General features: G+C 64.3%; 12 protein-coding genes. 9 read left to right on the top strand and 3 right to left on the bottom strand.

All coding sequences use genetic code 11. From position 1 onward, the window contains the following. Position 1: 1 nt before the first annotated feature. Together AC3WN8_RS07325 and AC3WN8_RS07320 are read left to right on the top strand one after the other, a co-directional pair. Positions 2-916, top strand: coding sequence for an alpha/beta hydrolase family protein (locus tag AC3WN8_RS07325; RefSeq protein ID WP_492668741.1), 915 nt, complete (start codon positions 2-4; stop codon positions 914-916). Positions 917-1,025: 109 nt separating this feature from the next. Next, positions 1,026-1,343, top strand: a complete 318-nt coding sequence (locus tag AC3WN8_RS07320; RefSeq protein WP_492668740.1) for a TFIIB-type zinc ribbon-containing protein — start codon at positions 1,026-1,028, stop codon at positions 1,341-1,343. Positions 1,344-1,703: 360 nt separating this feature from the next. On the opposite strand, the gene AC3WN8_RS07315 is transcribed toward AC3WN8_RS07320, so the two are convergent. Next, positions 1,704-3,587 carry a transferrin-binding protein-like solute binding protein gene (locus AC3WN8_RS07315; protein ID WP_492668739.1) on the bottom strand — a complete coding sequence of 628 codons (1,884 nt, stop codon included), beginning with the start codon at positions 3,585-3,587 and terminating at the stop codon, positions 1,704-1,706. Positions 3,588-4,456: 869 nt separating this feature from the next. Here AC3WN8_RS07315 and AC3WN8_RS07310 point away from each other — a divergent pair. Then, positions 4,457-6,520 (top strand): TonB-dependent receptor plug domain-containing protein, encoded by a 2,064-nt coding sequence (locus AC3WN8_RS07310; protein ID WP_492668738.1) that lies wholly within the window; start codon positions 4,457-4,459, stop codon positions 6,518-6,520. Between the two features lie 7 nt (positions 6,521-6,527). Here the strand turns inward: AC3WN8_RS07310 and AC3WN8_RS07305 are convergent, their stop codons facing one another. Further along, positions 6,528-7,916: a hypothetical protein gene (locus AC3WN8_RS07305; protein ID WP_492668737.1), complete on the bottom strand. Its 1,389-nt coding sequence runs from the start codon at positions 7,914-7,916 to the stop codon at positions 6,528-6,530. Continuing rightward, positions 7,913-8,554: an ATP-binding cassette domain-containing protein gene (locus AC3WN8_RS07300; RefSeq protein WP_492668736.1), complete on the bottom strand. Its 642-nt coding sequence runs from the start codon at positions 8,552-8,554 to the stop codon at positions 7,913-7,915. The genes AC3WN8_RS07305 and AC3WN8_RS07300 overlap by 4 nt, the downstream gene beginning before the upstream one ends. Positions 8,555-8,687: 133 nt before the next feature. Here AC3WN8_RS07300 and AC3WN8_RS07295 point away from each other — a divergent pair, with 133 nt between their 5' ends. From AC3WN8_RS07295 to AC3WN8_RS07270, 6 genes are all read left to right on the top strand, one after another. After that, positions 8,688-9,380 (top strand): GntR family transcriptional regulator, encoded by a 693-nt coding sequence (locus AC3WN8_RS07295; RefSeq protein WP_492668735.1) that lies wholly within the window; start codon positions 8,688-8,690, stop codon positions 9,378-9,380. A gap of 209 nt (positions 9,381-9,589) precedes the next feature. Then, positions 9,590-10,708 carry a membrane dipeptidase gene (locus AC3WN8_RS07290; protein ID WP_492668734.1) on the top strand — a complete coding sequence of 373 codons (1,119 nt, stop codon included), beginning with the start codon at positions 9,590-9,592 and terminating at the stop codon, positions 10,706-10,708. Further along, positions 10,705-11,892 carry a serine hydrolase domain-containing protein gene (locus tag AC3WN8_RS07285; protein WP_492668733.1) on the top strand — a complete coding sequence of 396 codons (1,188 nt, stop codon included), beginning with the start codon at positions 10,705-10,707 and terminating at the stop codon, positions 11,890-11,892. Before AC3WN8_RS07290 ends, AC3WN8_RS07285 begins: the two co-directional genes overlap by 4 nt. A 2-nt stretch (positions 11,893-11,894) precedes the next feature. Continuing rightward, a complete protein-coding gene (locus tag AC3WN8_RS07280; RefSeq protein WP_492668732.1) occupies positions 11,895-13,274 on the top strand; it encodes an alanine/glycine:cation symporter family protein in 1,380 nt (459 codons plus the stop codon). Beyond that, positions 13,271-14,293 carry a D-cysteine desulfhydrase family protein gene (locus AC3WN8_RS07275; protein ID WP_492668731.1) on the top strand — a complete coding sequence of 341 codons (1,023 nt, stop codon included), beginning with the start codon at positions 13,271-13,273 and terminating at the stop codon, positions 14,291-14,293. Before AC3WN8_RS07280 ends, AC3WN8_RS07275 begins: the two co-directional genes overlap by 4 nt. Further along, complete coding sequence (locus tag AC3WN8_RS07270) at positions 14,290-15,870, top strand: N-acyl-D-amino-acid deacylase family protein (RefSeq protein WP_492668730.1); 1,581 nt, start codon at positions 14,290-14,292, stop codon at positions 15,868-15,870. The genes AC3WN8_RS07275 and AC3WN8_RS07270 overlap by 4 nt, the downstream gene beginning before the upstream one ends. The last annotated feature ends 88 nt before the right edge of the window (positions 15,871-15,958 follow it).

The following is a 15,958-nucleotide window of genomic DNA, read 5'->3' as shown; positions in this document are numbered from 1 at the left end:
GATGAGGCTGGATGCCGTCCTGGCAATATTTGCCCTGATCGCCGGCATGTCGGCCGATAGTCCAGCGGTGACGGCTGAGCCCGGGCCGGTCATGACCTGGCCCGATCTGCTCGACCGGCCGAAGCCCGCGCCCGACCGGACGCTGGCTTATGGCAAGGATCCCCTGCAGATCGTCGATCTGTGGTTGCCGGCGGGGGCGGGGCCGCATCCGGTGGTGCTGATGGTCCATGGCGGCTGCTGGCTCAGCGATGTCGCCGATCGTACGATCATGGGCTGGATCGCCGACGATCTGCGCCGCCAGGGGATTGCGGTCTGGAACATCGAATATCGCGGCGTCGATCGCTCCGGGGGTGGCTATCCCGGCACGTTCATGGACGTTGCCGCCGCTGCCGATCTGCTCGTGCGCGACGGTGCCAAATATGGGCTCAGGACCGACCGGATCGTCGCGGTCGGCCATTCGGCGGGTGGGCATCTTGCCTTGTGGCTCGCCGACCGGCCCGCTCTGCCCAGGGGATCGGCGTTGCGCGGCGCGGCGCCCGCGAAGATCCATGCGGTGATCAGCCAGGGCGGGCTGCCCGATCTGCGCTTTTCATCGAATGCGACCGGTCATGGCTGTGGCACCGATGCGCCGCGAGCGATGGCGGGCATGGCAAGTGCGACGCGGCCCGACATCTATGCCGATACCTCGCCGATCGAGATGGCGGCGGGCGGTGCGCGCCGGATTCAGGTGAACACGACACGCGATCCGATCGCGCCGCCATCCTATGCCGCTGCTTATGAAACCGCGTTGCGCGCACGCGGCGTGCCGGTGCACACCGTGACGGTGGCCGATGAAGGTCATGTCGAACTGATCGTCCCAGAAGCCAGGGCGTGGGCGCGGACCGTACCGCTGATCCGCCGTGAATTGGGGCTGTAATCGGGTCAATCGAACCCATATTGGCCTGAATCTCGGACCGCAAATGGCACAAAATCGCGCCGAATGTGTTTCACCAACGTAACGAATTGCAAAGTGGAGATTTTTTAAGATGCGTACCCCCGAAGCCGTCTCGGCGATGCTCTGTCCCGTCTGCAAGGTCGGGCTCGCGATGAGCGACCGGCAGGGCATCGAGATCGATTATTGCCCGCAATGCCGGGGTATCTGGCTCGATCGCGGCGAACTCGACAAGATCATCGAACGCAGCACCGCCGACATGGCCCCGCCGCGCGCGCCGGCCCAGCCGCAACCGCAGCAGCGTCAGCCCTGGGGGCAGGATCGCTATTCCGACGATCGCTATCATGGCGGCAGCCACGACCCGCGCCACCACAAGAAGCGCAAATCGTGGCTGGAGGATATCTTCGACTGAGCTTTGATTCATCGGGGTAGAAGCATCCCGGTTGTCATTCCCGCGAAAGCGGGGGCCCAGCTTCTTCTTCCGGTGCTTCACGAAGAAGCGGGTTTGGCTTTGCCAACTGCGTTTCACACTTCAGATTGATCCAATCTGAAGTGACCTTGGTCTAATCGGAGGGCGTGATGCGGCAGGTCGTGTCACGTTCGAATGCGAACATGCGCAGCTCCGATTAGAGCGATTTCGAGACGGCTAGAAGCACCCGCTGACTCGGAAGTCGCAGCAAACAAAGGAAATTCTGAGTCGATCCGGTTCAATCCGAACCGGATCGACTCTAGCGAGTTGCAATCTGGTTTTGTGACCCTGACGCCGGAATGATCAGCGTTTGCCGATAATTGCACCGCTGAGCTGTGTCAAAGTGCCGGCACTGTCGGATTGATGATAATCGAATGCTCCAGCGATTTCCTCGGCATTTGGGCCGAAGAATCTGCCACCCATTGAATAGCCGTTGCTTCCACCGGAAAATTGATTGCCGCTGATATTGCCCGTTATGTTCATCGTGGGAAGTGTGACGACGGATCCCTTGCCAACCTCTGTACCCGTCAGCTCGATCTTGCTGGTGAAGCCGTAGTTGATGAAATCCGCGGTGAGTGAAAACTTGCCGTTGACGTCATAATAGGATGTCACGCTGCCTGGCGAACCACCGGAAAAGGCGTTGGTTGTCACCCGGCCTGCGCCTGTAGCAATGCCGTTGAAGGTGCCGGTTCCGCTCACAGGCATCCGCAGATTTGGTGTCGGGAGGCCGAAAGCGACATAATATCGGTCGCGGAGCGGATCGTTGAGCTGGGGCGTCTCGGCGCGTGGCGCGATAATGGTCGCGAGGCTGGTATAGGTGAGCGCGATCGTCGGATTGGTGGGAGCCGGCTTCAGCAGCGTGGTGGTGGACGCCGCTCCGCTCAGTGTTCCGCGATAGACGTCGACACTGGAATTGCCCGCCGCTTCGTCCCGGCTGGATGGCGTCAGCGATACCGTATGAATGGGCGAGCCTTGGAGATGGGTATCCCTGATCGTGATCGCATAGCTGCGCGTTGACGGATCGTATGAAACGCCTGTCACGCTGCCGATGTCGGGCCCGGGTTGTGCGCCTGTGAAGGCAAAGTTGGTAGGCGACGACAATGTTGCCAGCGTTTGAGAGGTTGCCGTTGCGGCGGAATCCAATCCGCCGACAAAAGCGCCGGTCGCGAAACCTCCCGCACCGTCGGTGGCGGAGAAGGATGCGCCCACTTCTTCTGCGGCCGATCCGAAGAAGCGGCCCGTCATTGTGCCGCTGTAAGAACCGAGCCCATCGAAGCTGATCGGGCCACTGAAGCTGTTTGCGCTGCTCGAGATCGTTGCGCTCGCGGAAAATCTTCCGCCCAGCTGGCCGGCGCGGCGCCCAGCCATATGCCAATCCTCGGTGAACAGCATCTGGCCTTCGGCGGCAAGCGTGCCCGCCCCGAAATCGGCGGTCAGGAATCCGAAACCGGCGATATTGGTGAGATTGGGAAAGCTCGCATCCGCCGCGATTCCCGTCAGGCCGATCGCATAGCCGGCGGTTCCGGTACGCGGCATGGCAGTGTCGGGGGTGGCGATGCCATATACGAAATCCTGGATCCGGTACTGCGTTGCCGGGCCGCTCCCGGTCGCCGTGGTCCAACGCTGCGACGCGACATATTTGAGATCGGCGAACGTGCTGTATGGAAAACCCGCGAGAGTGTTTTTCTGCGTCGTTTCCGTCAGCTGTTCGTCAACGGAACCCACTCCCCGGAGGCCTAGAAAATACTGCGACCGATCCGGAGCGATGAGCGTATATGCCTTTGAGCTGGCGTCATAGTTGACGATCAGCGAAGCCGCCGCCGCGCTGCCGGACGAGAAGGTCTGGCTGCCATCGTTGCTGCCCGACCTGCCGGTCAGCGAGGTCTTCAATGTCGCGGAGTCGTTGACGAAGAAATCGTTGACGATGAGGGATTTGATCGAGCTGTTCTTGCCGTTGACGGTTGCCCCTCGGCCGATGAGCGAGCCGACGACGACACGCTCGTCGCCCACCGCGCCCAGCCGGGCGGAAAATGCGGCGCCGATTTCCTGAGCCTGCGGGCCAAACAGGCGACCGTCGATGGTCCCGGTGAATTCGCCGAAATTGTCAAAGCGAAAACTGCCAGAGAAGCTGTTGCCACTGCTTGAGAGCATCGCTTCGCTTGAGAATTTCACCCGGTCGTCGACCATGCCATGCGTGATCACCGCGCCGCTGGCAAAATCGACCTGGGTCGAGCCTTGCCCGGTGATCCCGTAGACACCGTCGTTGCTCGTCTGCACGCCGATCAGGTCAACGGCATATTCCGCACGGCCGGCGCGAGGCAGCGCCGTATCTGGCGTTTCGACACCATAAGCGAAGGCGTCGACCGATCCCGATATGGCCGACGTGCCGGTGATGGTACGCTGCCAGAAGCCGCCCGCGACATAACGATATGTGAATCGTCCTGAATCCCCGGCCTTCGTCAGAGTGAGCGTGTCGGTGGTCGATCCATTCTTCCGCACATACACCGCGATGCTTGCCGTCGAGTTGGCGCTGTCGAGATCGGATGGCCGGAAGGTCTGTGTCCGCCCTGCTACAGTGATCGCGTAGCTGTTCGTCGCGGCATCGTAGGCGACGGTTGCGCTGCTTTGCGACGCGCTGACGGTCGGCGCCGCGCCGCTGGTCGGAAAACTGGCGCTGCCGGTGGCGGCGTTATTGGTGAAACTTTCGCTGTAGCGCAGATCCGCCAGTGAACTGTTCGTTGGTGTCGGGGTTGGAGTTGGTGTCGGGGTCGGGGTCGGAGTCGGGGTCGGAGTTGGAGTTGGAGTTGGAGTTGGAGTTGAATTGACGCCGCCGCCGCCGCAAGCTGCGGTGAACAGTGCGCACAAAGGCATCGCGACCGGCAGTGCGCGCTTCAGCATTTCGGAACTCTCCAACTCGAACAATGATTTGAGTGGCTGCTATGGCCGTGCAGGGTATCTTGTCAACGGCTCTGGCCGATCAATCCGATCCATATCCGACAATGAAATTGCGCGCTCTTGCCACACCTCTAGGCTGGCCCGGAACCGGGGAGATGGCGATGCTGAGGCGGCTGACGGCGGGTTTGATCTGGTCCTTCGGCGCGCTGGGCGAAGGCGGGCTGCGCGCGCAGGAGGACCCCGAGTCTCCGCGGCCGGCATCGGCGACGGCCGGGAGCGGCGTGATTTCCTACCCGCTCGAATTCTTCGCCGAATATCAGCCGACCATGGCGCTGGACATCATTACGCGCATTCCCGGCTTCGCTTATGACAGGGGCGACATCACGATCCGGGGGCTGGCGGGAACCGGGGGCAACATCCTGATCGACGGCCAGCGGCCATCGACCAAGTCGCAGAATCTCGACGATCTGTTGCGGAGGATTCCCGCGACCGGCATCGCGCGCATCGACATCATCCGGGGCGGTGCGCCGGGCATCGACATGCGCGGCCAGACCGTCGTCGCCAATATCGTCCGCCGGTCGGGCGCCACGACGTCGGTCGCGACCGAATTGATGACCAAATTCTACACCAACGCCATGCCCGCGCGGATCGCGCGCGTCGAAGGATCGCGTTCGGGTCGCGCGCTGTCGCTGGAGGGGGTGCTGCATTGGCGGGAGGACAAGGACCAGACCATCTCGGGGATCGGCCGCTATTCGCGCCACGACCGCAATGGCCGGCTCACCGACTGGGGGCGGTTCGAGGCGGACTGGGACCGGTTCATCGTCGGCGGCAACGGTGCGGCCGAATATCGCGAGGGCCCCGATTTCCTGCGCTTCAGCGTCAGCGGCGAACGCGACCGGCAGGACCGGCGGGACATGTCGCGGCTGACCAATATCGGCGGTACGTCATTTCAGGAAACCGTCGACGCCGATTTCGCGAGTGACGAAGGCGTGGCCAGCATCGAATATGAGCGGACATTCTCGTCGCGGCTGACGATGCGGCTGCTGGCGCTCGAAAGCCGCGAGCGCGACCGCATCGTCACCAGATCGACGGGAGCCGGGCCGGCGCAGATCTCCAGCGAGCGCGCCTTGTCGGGCGAGTCGATCGTCCGGGCCGCCGGCAGTTTCCTGCCCACGTCCAGGCTGACGATCGACGGCCGGATCGAGCGGACCTTCAATTTCCTCGACGCGGAGAACAGCCTCACTCGCGGCGGCGTGCCGGTCGCGCTGCCATCGGCGAACATCCAGGTGGAGGAACGACGCATCGATGCCGAGGGCGCGGCGCGCTGGCAGGCCGGAGATGGGGCGACGGTCGAGGCGGCGATCGGTTTCGAGACATCGACGATCGGCGTGAAGGGCGACGTCGTCCAATCCCGATCGCTCGATTTCGTGAAGCCTCGCCTGAACGTCACGATCGAGCCGGCAAAGAATTGGGAAGTGCGCCTGCGCGCCGAGCGCGTCGTCAGCCAGCTCGATTTCGAGGATTTCGCGACCACCGCGTCGCTCGATACCGGCACGGTGAATGCCGGCAATCCCGATCTGACGCCCGAACAGGCCTGGCTGTTCGAAGCGACCGTCGAGCGACGCTTCTGGGATCGCGGCGCGGTGACCCTGACCGCCGGCCATTCGGCGCTGAGCGATGTGATCGACCTGATCCCGATCGAGGGCCGGTTCGATGCGCCCGGCAATATCGGCAGCGGCACGAAGCAGGAAATGAAGCTGGCACTGAGCCTGCCGCTCGACCGGCTCGGCGCGCGCGGAACGCTGATCCGGCTCAATGCCAATTGGCGACGATCGCGGGTGACCGATCCGGTGACGGCGGAAAGGCGGCGCATCTCGTTGCAGCGGCCATTCCAGGGCGATGTGACGATCATCAAGGAATTGCCGCGCCTGCGATCGGTGATCACCGCGGATTTCTACACCGGCTTTCAGGAGACGTCGTACAGGATCAACGAGATCCGCACCGTCCACGCCTCCAGCGATCCGCTGGCCAAGATCTATTGGGACTGGACGGTGAAGCCAGGCATGTCGCTGCGCTTCATGTTCGAGAATATCGGCTTCCGTTCGCGCGGCCGCAAGCGCGTGCTGTACGATGGTTCGCGCCTCGCCGGACAGATCGCCGCCATCGAGCGCCGCAACGCGGTGATGGACCCGTTTTTCCTCGTCCGGCTGCGCAAGACGCTTTGACCGCCGGTCAGCCGCCGGTCGAGAAATAGGCATACCACAGGACGAGCAGCACCAGGCGCGGCGCGAAGGCGGAGCGGCTGATCGCGGCGAGGCCGATCGCGATCGTGGCGACTGCGGTGCCGGTGGCGAGTGCCAGCAGCAGGGGCTGGACCGAGAGATGCGCGATCGCGGCGGGCAGTGCCATCAACAGCGCCCATCCCGTCGCCGCGGCGACAAAGGCGATCCGTCGCATCGCCGGAGGCAGGACGGCGGTACCGGTCAACGCGCGCAGGCTCTCGCTGCGCCCGGCATGGGCGGAAAGCGCGAATGTCAGGAGGAGGATGGCGGCAGGACTGCCAAACTGGCGGTAATCGCCGATCGCACCGATCAAGGTCGCAGCGGCGGCGAGCAGGGCGAACAGCCGACCCTGGCCGATCAGGCGAAATTCGGCGCTTGCCAGATTGAGCGCGATGCTCCGGGCGAAAGGGGCGGGTGGAGCTTCGGGATCGGCGGCCCCGGGGGGTGACGCGGCGGTCAGACGGGCGAGGCGGCCGGGCTTCCTGATCTTCTGTCGGGCGACATGGGGGCGGTAGAGCAGGCCGGCCAGTGCCGCCAGCGCAACGGCGATCGCCGCCCAGCTCAGCCGCGAGGCGAGATAGCCGGACGCATATATGCCCGCCATCGTATCGAGCGGCACGCGCCCCGGCAGAATATCGGTGAAGCCGATGGTGAAGGCGCCCATCTCCAGCGGTGCGGGGCCGGTCAGCGGCCGCACGAAACCGGTCATGTCGAGCATGTTCGCTGCATAGGAGGATGACAGGGCGCTCAACGCGGCCGGCGCCCCGATCGCAGTGAGCCAGATGATGAAAAACAATGTGTCGCCGAGGCCGCCGCGCGTGAATTTGGTCGAATCGAGCAGGATGCGGATCGCGGCAAGGCTCATCAGGCTGGGGCCGGCGACCACCCACAAGGCCAGCGTGATATGCCAGATGTTGAGCGGGCCGCTGCCGACCATCCAGCCGAGGAACCAGCCGGCCAGCGTCAGCGCGGCGAGGATGGCGAAGAGGATCGCGACGTCGGCGGCGAAGCGGCCGAGCGTGATCGCGACACGCGAGGCCGCGGTCACTTCCTCGATCTGCCAGGGCTGGATGCGCGTGACGTTGGATCGCAGATAGAGGAAGCCGACGGGCAGCAGCATTGTCGAGACGATGATGCCCAATGTGACGCCCAAAGTGGCGGAGGTCATCACCGGCAGATGCCGGCCGATCGCGACCTGCATGCCGAAGCCGTCATCCTGAGCGATCATGAAACGCGCGCCGATCGGGGCGATCAGCAGCAGCAGCCAGAGACCCCAGCTATGGGAGTAGCGGGTCAGGCTGGTCCGGAAGGACGAGTGGGCGACCGCGACACCGCTCATGCGGGTGTCACATAGCCGTCTTCGACGCGCAGGACCTGGGTGGCCTGCGGCGCGAGTTCGTCGGCAAGATGGGTGGTCATGACGACCGCGGCGGTGCGGGCACGCTCGACGACGAGGGCGCCGACGAGACGCGCGGTTTCACGGTCCAGTTCGGCGGTCGGTTCGTCCAGCGCCAGCAGGCGAGGTGCGCCGAGCAGCGCCTGGGCGAAGATCAGCCGTCGGCGCATGCCGCCCGAATAGGTGATGATACGGTTGCAGATATCGGCATGCAGGCCGATCGCGTCGGTGATCGCGGCGAACTGCGCGTCGGCGGCGGCAAGATCGAGACCCTTGAGCGCCGCCATATGCATCGCAAAGGCCCGCGCGCTGAGATCGTCGGGCAGGTCGACCGCTTGCGGCGCATAGCCGAGTAAACGCCGTAGCGCGGCGCGGGCGGCGGGAAGCGGCTGGCCGTCCCAGCTCAGCTTGCCGGCGCTCGGCCGTTCGGCGCTGGCGATCAGGCGCAGCAATGTCGATTTGCCGGCGCCGCTGGGGCCGACAAGCAGGGTCAGGCCGATCGGAAAGCCGGCGGTCACGTCCCGCAGGACCTGCTTGCGGCCATAGGATTTGCCGACGGCGTCGAGCTGAAGAATGGTCATGGCCGAGTGTATTATGTGAATAATACACGCCCTGCAAGATCATTCGGTGGCGCCGGCATGATGCGATGACACGTTGACACGGCGTTTGCGGTCGGTCCAAGTGGTGTCACCAATCTCCAATATCCAGGATCCAATGTCCGGCACAGATTCCGCCCGTCCGCCATCGACCGGTCTCTGGCTGTTCGAGCAATTGCGTGCTGCCATCATTCGCGGCGATTATCCCGGTGGCGAACCGATCCGGCAGGAGGATATCGCCGAGCGTTTCCAGGTGAGCCGGATGCCCGTTCGGGAAGCGATGCGGCTGCTCGAAGCGGAAGGGCTGGTGACCAAGCAGCCGCATCGCGGCGCGGTGGTGGCACAACTCGATGCGGACGACGCGCTGGAGCTGTTCCAGATCCGCGCCGCGCTTGAGGGGGTGGCGGTGCGCCGGTCATTTCCGACACTGACCGATGCGCAGGTCGCCGTGATCGAGCGCGCCCATGCCGCGCTGGAAGAAGCGACCGATGCCGAGAAGCAGGCCAGGCACAGCGCTTTTCATCTGTCGCTCTACGCGGCGGCCGGGCCGCGCCTGCAGAAGATGATCAGCGATCAGCTCGATGCCGCGCGGCGTTATCATCTGCGCTTCGGCCGACCGGGGATGGAAGTGTCCGATCGCGACAGGCGGGAACATGTCGCGCTTGTCGACGCCGCGCGTCGGCGAGACGCCGAAACCGCGTTCGACATCATCATCTCGCATGTCAGCGATGGCGGTATTTCGATCTCGCGATCGATCGCCGAAGCGGAAGAGCGTCGTTCGCATGCCTTGGAATCCGCCGTAAACCGCTGATTTCTTCGAGATTCTATATTCTCAACTGTATCGATTGACATTACGAATTGACTTGGTAGATTTACAAGGTGAAAAAATGGATCCAAGATCCATGATCTGATTCGTCATCCGGGGGGCAACATGGTGCACGAACTGTCCATCCAGTGTGTGGAGTCCTTCGTCGACGGCGCGAAGGTCAGCGAAACCTCTGAACGGGGCGGGCGCTGAACATGGCGGGGGCGGCATTCGGCATGCGGCGGCGGGATGCGATTGCGGCGCTTGCCGCATTCGCGGTGACGGGGGCGGCGCGCGGCGCCGAGCCGAAAAGGTCCGGCCCCTATGTCGACGGCATGAGTTTCCTGCCCGACAATCCGGCCGATCTGCGGGCCTCGCGTCTCGATGCCTTCATCTGCGACGTTTCGAAGGGCAAGATGGATACGGATGCCGCCGGCAATCCCTTTTATCATCGCACCTTCGAACTGTGCGACGAGAGCATCGCTGCGGCGGCCGCCCGGATCGGATCGGATTTTCCAGGGCTCGGCATCGCGCTCAAGGGCGCGGACATGGCGACGGGACGTCCAGTCGCCGTTTTCCAGTTTCAGGGCTGCGAGCCGATCGGCACGGATCTCTCGCGTATCTCCTATTTTCGCGACAAGTCGCTGCGTATTCTTCAACTCACCCATAACGAAAGCAACGCCTTCGCGACCGCCTATACCGACGAGCGCGGCGGCAAGGGGCTGTCGCCGCTCGGCATCGAAGGCGTGCGCGAAATGAACCGCGTCGGTCTGATCCCCGACGTGTCGCATGCGTCGGAGGCGACCGCGCTCGAAACCGTGAAGCTGTCGAAGGCGCCGACGATCCTGTCGCATGGCGCCTGCCGCGCCTTGCTCAACCATCCACGCGCGGCGACCGACAGGATGATCCGCGCGGTGGCGGAAAGCGGCGGCGTGTTCGGCGTCTTCATGATGAGTTTCTGGCTGACCGAAGCGGCGGTGCCGACGCCCGACCATTATGTTGCGCATATCCGCCACGCGGTGAAGCTGGCGGGGATCGACGCGGTCGGCATTGCCAATGATTATGCGATGGGCGGGCTCCAGGCGGAGGGGCGCCCGTTCGACAATGGCAAGGACATGCCGGGCAGCTATCATGGCTGGTGGGAGGGCAATCGCAAGCGTGGCATTCCGGGTTTCGGCCCGCTGCCGCAGCATGCGGTGATCCCCGAATTCAACAGCATCGACCGCATGGCGCTGATCCACCGCGCGCTGCTGCGTGGCGGCTTCAAATCAGCGGAAGCGGACAAGATCATGGGCGGCAACTGGACCCGCTTCTTCAAGGAGACTCTGCGATGACCCCTCGGATCCGGACGCTGGCCGCTGCCATCTGCCTGGTTGCGGCGCCCGTTCCCGCGGCCGCCCAGTCCATCGATCGCACCTGGACGGAGATCGTCGCGGGATATGAATCCGATCTGAAGGCGCAGAGCGCGGTCGGGTCGAGCATGATCGTGTCCAAGGACGGTAAAATCGTGAAACAGGCCTATTACGGCCTCGCCGATCGTGACGGCGGGCAAAGGGTCGATGCCGACACGCTGTATCACTGGGCGTCGATCACCAAGATGTTCACCGCGATCGCGGTGCTTCAGTTGCGTGATCGCGGGCAGCTGTCGCTCGACGACCGCATTATCGACTATCTTCCCGAGACGAAGCAGATCCACAACCGCTTCGGGCCGATGTCCACCATCACGCTGCGGCACCTGCTCACCCATAGTTCGGGGCTGCGCGGCGCGACTTTCCCGTGGCGCGGCGACAGTGACTGGGCGCCGCACGAGCCCGCCAAATGGTCGCAGGTGGCGGCGATGATGCCCTATACCGAGATCGAGTTCGAGCCGGGCTCGAAGTTCAGCTATTCGAACCCGGGCACGTCGATGCTCGGTCGCGTCGTCGAGGAAATCACCGGCGACGATATCGAAGGCTATATCACCAAGAACATCCTGATGCCGCTCGGCATGACACGCAGCTATTACGACAAGACGCCCTATTTCCTGCTGCCGCATCGATCGAACAATTATTATGTGTCGAAGGGCGCGGTGAAGGCCAATGGGCTGGAGGTCGAGACGGGCGCCACCAACGGCAATGGCGGGCTTAACGGCCCGCTGTCGGATCTGATGAAATTCGCGCACTTCCTGCTCGGCGTCGGCGACAACGGCAATTACGCGACCGTGCTCAAGCGTGAGACATTGCTCGAGATGAGCAAGCCGCTGTTCGCGGCCGAGGACGATCGCGTGCCGAACCAGCAAATGGGCTTGAGCACCTTCACGATCGATCAGCCGGTGGCGGACGGACGGACGCTGCGCTTCGTCGGCCATACCGGCGGCCAGATGGGCTTTGCGACCTTCATCTACATCCAGCCCGAGAGCAACAGCGCCGCGGTGTTCGGCATGAACACGCGCAATGCCGATGTGCCGAGAAAGGAAGACGCCTTCGCCAGGACACGGACGGCTCTCTTCACGCGCCTCTTCCCGCTCTTCGGCCGCTGACCATGCTGCTTGCCGCCGAACGGCAGGTCCTGGCCCTTGCCGAATGGATCTGGGATCTGCCGCTCCTGCTCCTGCTGACCGGCGGGGGGCTCTATTTCCTGCTGGTGTCGCGCCTGCTGCCCTTTCGTCATGTCGGGCAGTCGCTGCGGGTGCTGAGCGGGCGTTACGACCGCGCCGACGATCCGGGGCAGATCAACCATTATCACGCGCTGTCGATCACGCTGGCGGCGACGATCGGCATGGGCAGCGTATCCGGCGTATCGGTGGCGATCGCGATGGGTGGCCCCGGCACGCTCTTCTGGATGTGGATCTCCGCCATCGTCGGCATGGCGACCAATTATTTCACCTGCACCCTGGCGGTGATGTACCGCGGCCGGGATTCGCTGGGCGAACTGCAGGGCGGGCCGATGTACGTCATCACCGAAGGGCTGGGACGGCGCTGGTGGCCGCTCGCCGCCTTGTTCTGCGTGACCGCGATGTTCGGCTGCCTGCCGATCTTCAATGCCAATCAGCTGACCCAGGCGATCCAGGTCCTCGGACTGGAACCCGCGGGCATCGCCATGGGCGCCAGTGGCGATCTGGTGATCGGCCTGGTGCTCGCGACGACGGCGGCGCTCGTGATCTTCGGCGGTCTCAGCCGGATCAGCCAGGTTGCCGCGGCGCTCGTGCCGGCAATGGTCGGCGTCTATTTCCTGGCCGTGCTCGGCATATTGATCGCCCATGCTGATGTCGTGCCGCACTATCTTTCGCTGATCGTCACCGACGCGTTCAAGGCCGAATATTATGAGGGCCAGGCCATGTTCGGCGGGGCGCTCGGCGGCCTCATCGTGCTCGGCGCGCGCCGCGCATCCTTCTCCAACGAAGCGGGCATCGGCACCGCCGCACTCGCCTATGGCGCGGCCAAGACGTCGGAGCCGGTCCATGAGGGGCTGGTCGCGATGCTCTCGCCCGTGGTCGACACGCTGGTCGTCTGCACGCTGACCGGCCTGGCGATCCTGGTGACCGATGCGTGGAAGGTCGAGGGGCTCAACGGCGTGCTGATGACCGCGCGCGCGTTCAGCGACACCTATCCGATGTTCGGCGGTCCGCTGCTCCTCGTCTGCATCCTCGCCTTCGGGCTCGCGACATTGTTCAGCTATTCCTATTTCGGGATGAAATGCTTCTCCTTCCTGTTCGGTGCGAAGGTGAAGGGTGCCTATAACGGCTTCTACGTCGCCAGCATCGTGGTCGGGGCGGCATCGACGACCGCACTGATCGTCAGCTTCATCGATATCATGTTCGCGCTCATGGCGATCCCGACGATGGTTTCGGGAATCCTGCTCTCCCGCAAGGTGATGGCGGAGACGCGTATCTATTTTTCGCGTGCACAAGAGGCAGCATGACAATGGATTTTTCGCCTTTCCCGCGGACCCCCCTCGCGCATCTGCCGACGCCGCTCGAACCGCTGCACATCCCGACGGGCGAGACCGAGGGCGTAAGGCTGTTCGTCAAGCGTGACGATTGCACGGGCCTTGGTTTTGGCGGCAACAAGACGCGCAAGCTCGAATTCGCGATCGGCCACGCGCTGGCGATGGGGGCGGACACGCTGATCACCAGCGGCGCATGGCAATCGAACCATGTCCGGCAGACCGCCGCCGCCGCCGCGCGGTCCGGGCTGCGCTGTCATGTCGTCATCTCCGATGCGGCCGGGCGGGATACGGAGGCTTATCGCGCCTCCGGCAATCTGCTGCTCCACAGCCTTTTCGGTGCGCATCTGCACTTCGTCGCCGATGACGGCGACGCCACCACGGCCCGGATCGATCGGTTGGTCGAAGAATCGCTGGCGCGTGGGGAAAAGCCCTATGTCGTCACGCTCGGCGTGTCCGACGCGATCGGATCGCTCGGCTATGCCGAATGTGCGCGCGAGCTTTTGACGCAGTTCGAGGCGCAGGCGATCTCGCCGACGGCGATCGTCCTGGCGACGGGCAGCGGCGGCACGCATGCCGGGTTGCTCGCGGGCCTGCGGCTCCTGGGATCCGCGATACCGGTCATCGGTATTTCGGTCAGCGAGCCGAAGGAGGTCAAGTTCGACAAGGTGCGCATGGTCGCCGATGCGATGCTCGATCTGTGCGCCGCGCCGCGTGCGACCGTCCCCGACGCCGATATCGTCGTCCTCGATGACTATACGGGGCCGGGCTATGCCATCCCGACTGCGGAGGCGAATGACGCACTGCGGATGCTCGCCGCAAGCCAGGGGCTGCTGCTCGATCCCGTCTATACGGCCAAGGCGATGGCCGGCCTGCTCGACCTGCTCGGCCGCGGCACGCTCGGCGGCGACGTCGTGTTCATCCACACCGGAGGGACGCCGGCGCTGTTCGCCTATGCGGACGAATTTCCCCTGACAAAGGCGACATGCCCATGAAATTGACCCGTGTGATTGCCCTTGCCTTGCTGGCGGCCGCACCGTCGGCGCTGATGGCTCAGGATCTTGCGTCCTCGATCAGGGACGCAGGCGGCAGTTTCGATCTGCTGATCGAGGACGCGACACTGGTCGACGGGACGGGCGCGGCGCCGGTCCAGGCCGACATATTGATCGAGGGTGACAGGATCGCCTTTATCGGCGACGTGCCGCAGGGCGCCGCCAAGGCCGACCGTACGATCGCCGCGGCGGGGCGGGCGCTGTCGCCGGGCTTCATCGACACCCACACCCATGCCGATCCCCTGAAGGATTCGTTCGACGGATTCCTCGCGATGGGCGTGACCACCGTCATCCTGGGACAGGACGGCCGCAGCGCGAACACCGCCGCGACCGGTGACGACATCTCGCGGCCCGCCGCGCCGCTGGGCGGCTGGCTGAAATCGGTCGAGGCGAAGGGCGTACAGCTCAATATCGCCGTCCTGTCGGGGCACGGGACGATCCGGCATCAGGCCGGCATCCCGGATTCGGCGCGGGGACTGACCCCGGAACAGCAGGCCCGGATGAACGACATTCTGAGCGCGGAATTGCGCGAGGGGAGTTTCGGCCTGTCCACCGGTCTCGAATATGTGCCCGGCCGCTATGCCGAAACCGCCGAGCTTGTCCCGCTGGCGAAACTCGTCGCCGATGCTGACGGCGTGATCATCAGCCATATGCGCACCGAGGATGACGGGCTGGTCGAAGGGGCCGTCCAGGAACTGGTCGATTATGGCGCCAATGCCCGCATTCAGGCATCGCATCTGAAGATCGTGTTCGGCAAGGGGCCGGAGACCGCGCATCGCCTGCTGTCCTTCATCGAGGCCAGGCAGCGCGAAGGCGCCCGGCTGTCGGCGGACGTCTATCCCTATACCGCCGGCTATGGCGGGCTGGGCCTGATCTTCCCCGACTGGGCGCTGTCGCCGGCCAATTACGCAGACGTCGTCAAGACGCGCCGGGCTGAATTGCTCGCTTATCTGAAGGCGCGCATGACGAAGCGCGGCGGCCCCGGCGCCTTGCTGTTCGGATCCGCGCCGCTCGCCGGCAAGACGCTGGCCGATGTCGCGACGGAGCGGGGCAAGCCGTTCGAGGAGGTGCTGCTCGCGCTCGGGCCGAACGGTGCCCATGGCGCGCATTTCATCATGGACGAAGGGGTTCAGGACCTGCTCGTCGCCAGCCCGCTCACCGCCATCTCCACCGACGGTGGCCCGTCGATCCGTCACCCGCGGGGCACGGGCACCTATGCCCGGTTGATCGAGCATTATGTGGAAGGGACCAAGGCACTGACGCTGCAGGAAGCGGTGCGCAAGAGCAGCAGCCTGCCCGCCGCCGCGATGGGTTTCACAGATCGTGGTGTGGTGCGCGTGGGCGCCAAGGCCGATCTGCTGTTGTTCGATCCCGCGAAGGTGCGCGCGAAATCCGACTATCTGAAACCCTATGAACGCGCCGAAGGCTTCGACATCGTCATCGTGAACGGTCGGGTCGCGCGCGAGAATGGGGTGATGGGCACCGGGCGGTACGGGCGCGTGCTGCGACGTGCGCAATAGCCGTGGAACATGATCTGAACAGTTCGGGACAGAGACGTGGGACCGCCACGCGCGTCGGGAAAGGCGATGTCTAGGTAAGCGATCGTCC

It is taken from the genome of Sphingobium sp. FW305-3-2-15-F-TSA7 (assembly GCF_058787155.1).
The sequence above is the reverse complement of the archived record's forward strand: the minus strand, read 5'-3'. Positions and strand labels throughout refer to the sequence as shown.

Coding starts and splice junctions, on each gene's coding strand:
- AC3WN8_RS07325 (WP_492668741.1), top strand. CDS start 2: ATGAGGCTGGATGCCGTCCTGGCAATATTTGCCCTGATCGCCGGCATG.
- AC3WN8_RS07320 (WP_492668740.1), top strand. CDS start 1,026: ATGCGTACCCCCGAAGCCGTCTCGGCGATGCTCTGTCCCGTCTGCAAG.
- AC3WN8_RS07315 (WP_492668739.1), bottom strand. CDS start 3,587: ATGGTCGACGACCGGGTGAAATTCTCAAGCGAAGCGATGCTCTCAAGC.
- AC3WN8_RS07310 (WP_492668738.1), top strand. CDS start 4,457: ATGCTGAGGCGGCTGACGGCGGGTTTGATCTGGTCCTTCGGCGCGCTG.
- AC3WN8_RS07305 (WP_492668737.1), bottom strand. CDS start 7,916: ATGAGCGGTGTCGCGGTCGCCCACTCGTCCTTCCGGACCAGCCTGACC.
- AC3WN8_RS07300 (WP_492668736.1), bottom strand. CDS start 8,554: ATGACCATTCTTCAGCTCGACGCCGTCGGCAAATCCTATGGCCGCAAG.
- AC3WN8_RS07295 (WP_492668735.1), top strand. CDS start 8,688: ATGTCCGGCACAGATTCCGCCCGTCCGCCATCGACCGGTCTCTGGCTG.
- AC3WN8_RS07290 (WP_492668734.1), top strand. CDS start 9,590: ATGGCGGGGGCGGCATTCGGCATGCGGCGGCGGGATGCGATTGCGGCG.
- AC3WN8_RS07285 (WP_492668733.1), top strand. CDS start 10,705: ATGACCCCTCGGATCCGGACGCTGGCCGCTGCCATCTGCCTGGTTGCG.
- AC3WN8_RS07280 (WP_492668732.1), top strand. CDS start 11,895: ATGCTGCTTGCCGCCGAACGGCAGGTCCTGGCCCTTGCCGAATGGATC.
- AC3WN8_RS07275 (WP_492668731.1), top strand. CDS start 13,271: ATGACAATGGATTTTTCGCCTTTCCCGCGGACCCCCCTCGCGCATCTG.
- AC3WN8_RS07270 (WP_492668730.1), top strand. CDS start 14,290: ATGAAATTGACCCGTGTGATTGCCCTTGCCTTGCTGGCGGCCGCACCG.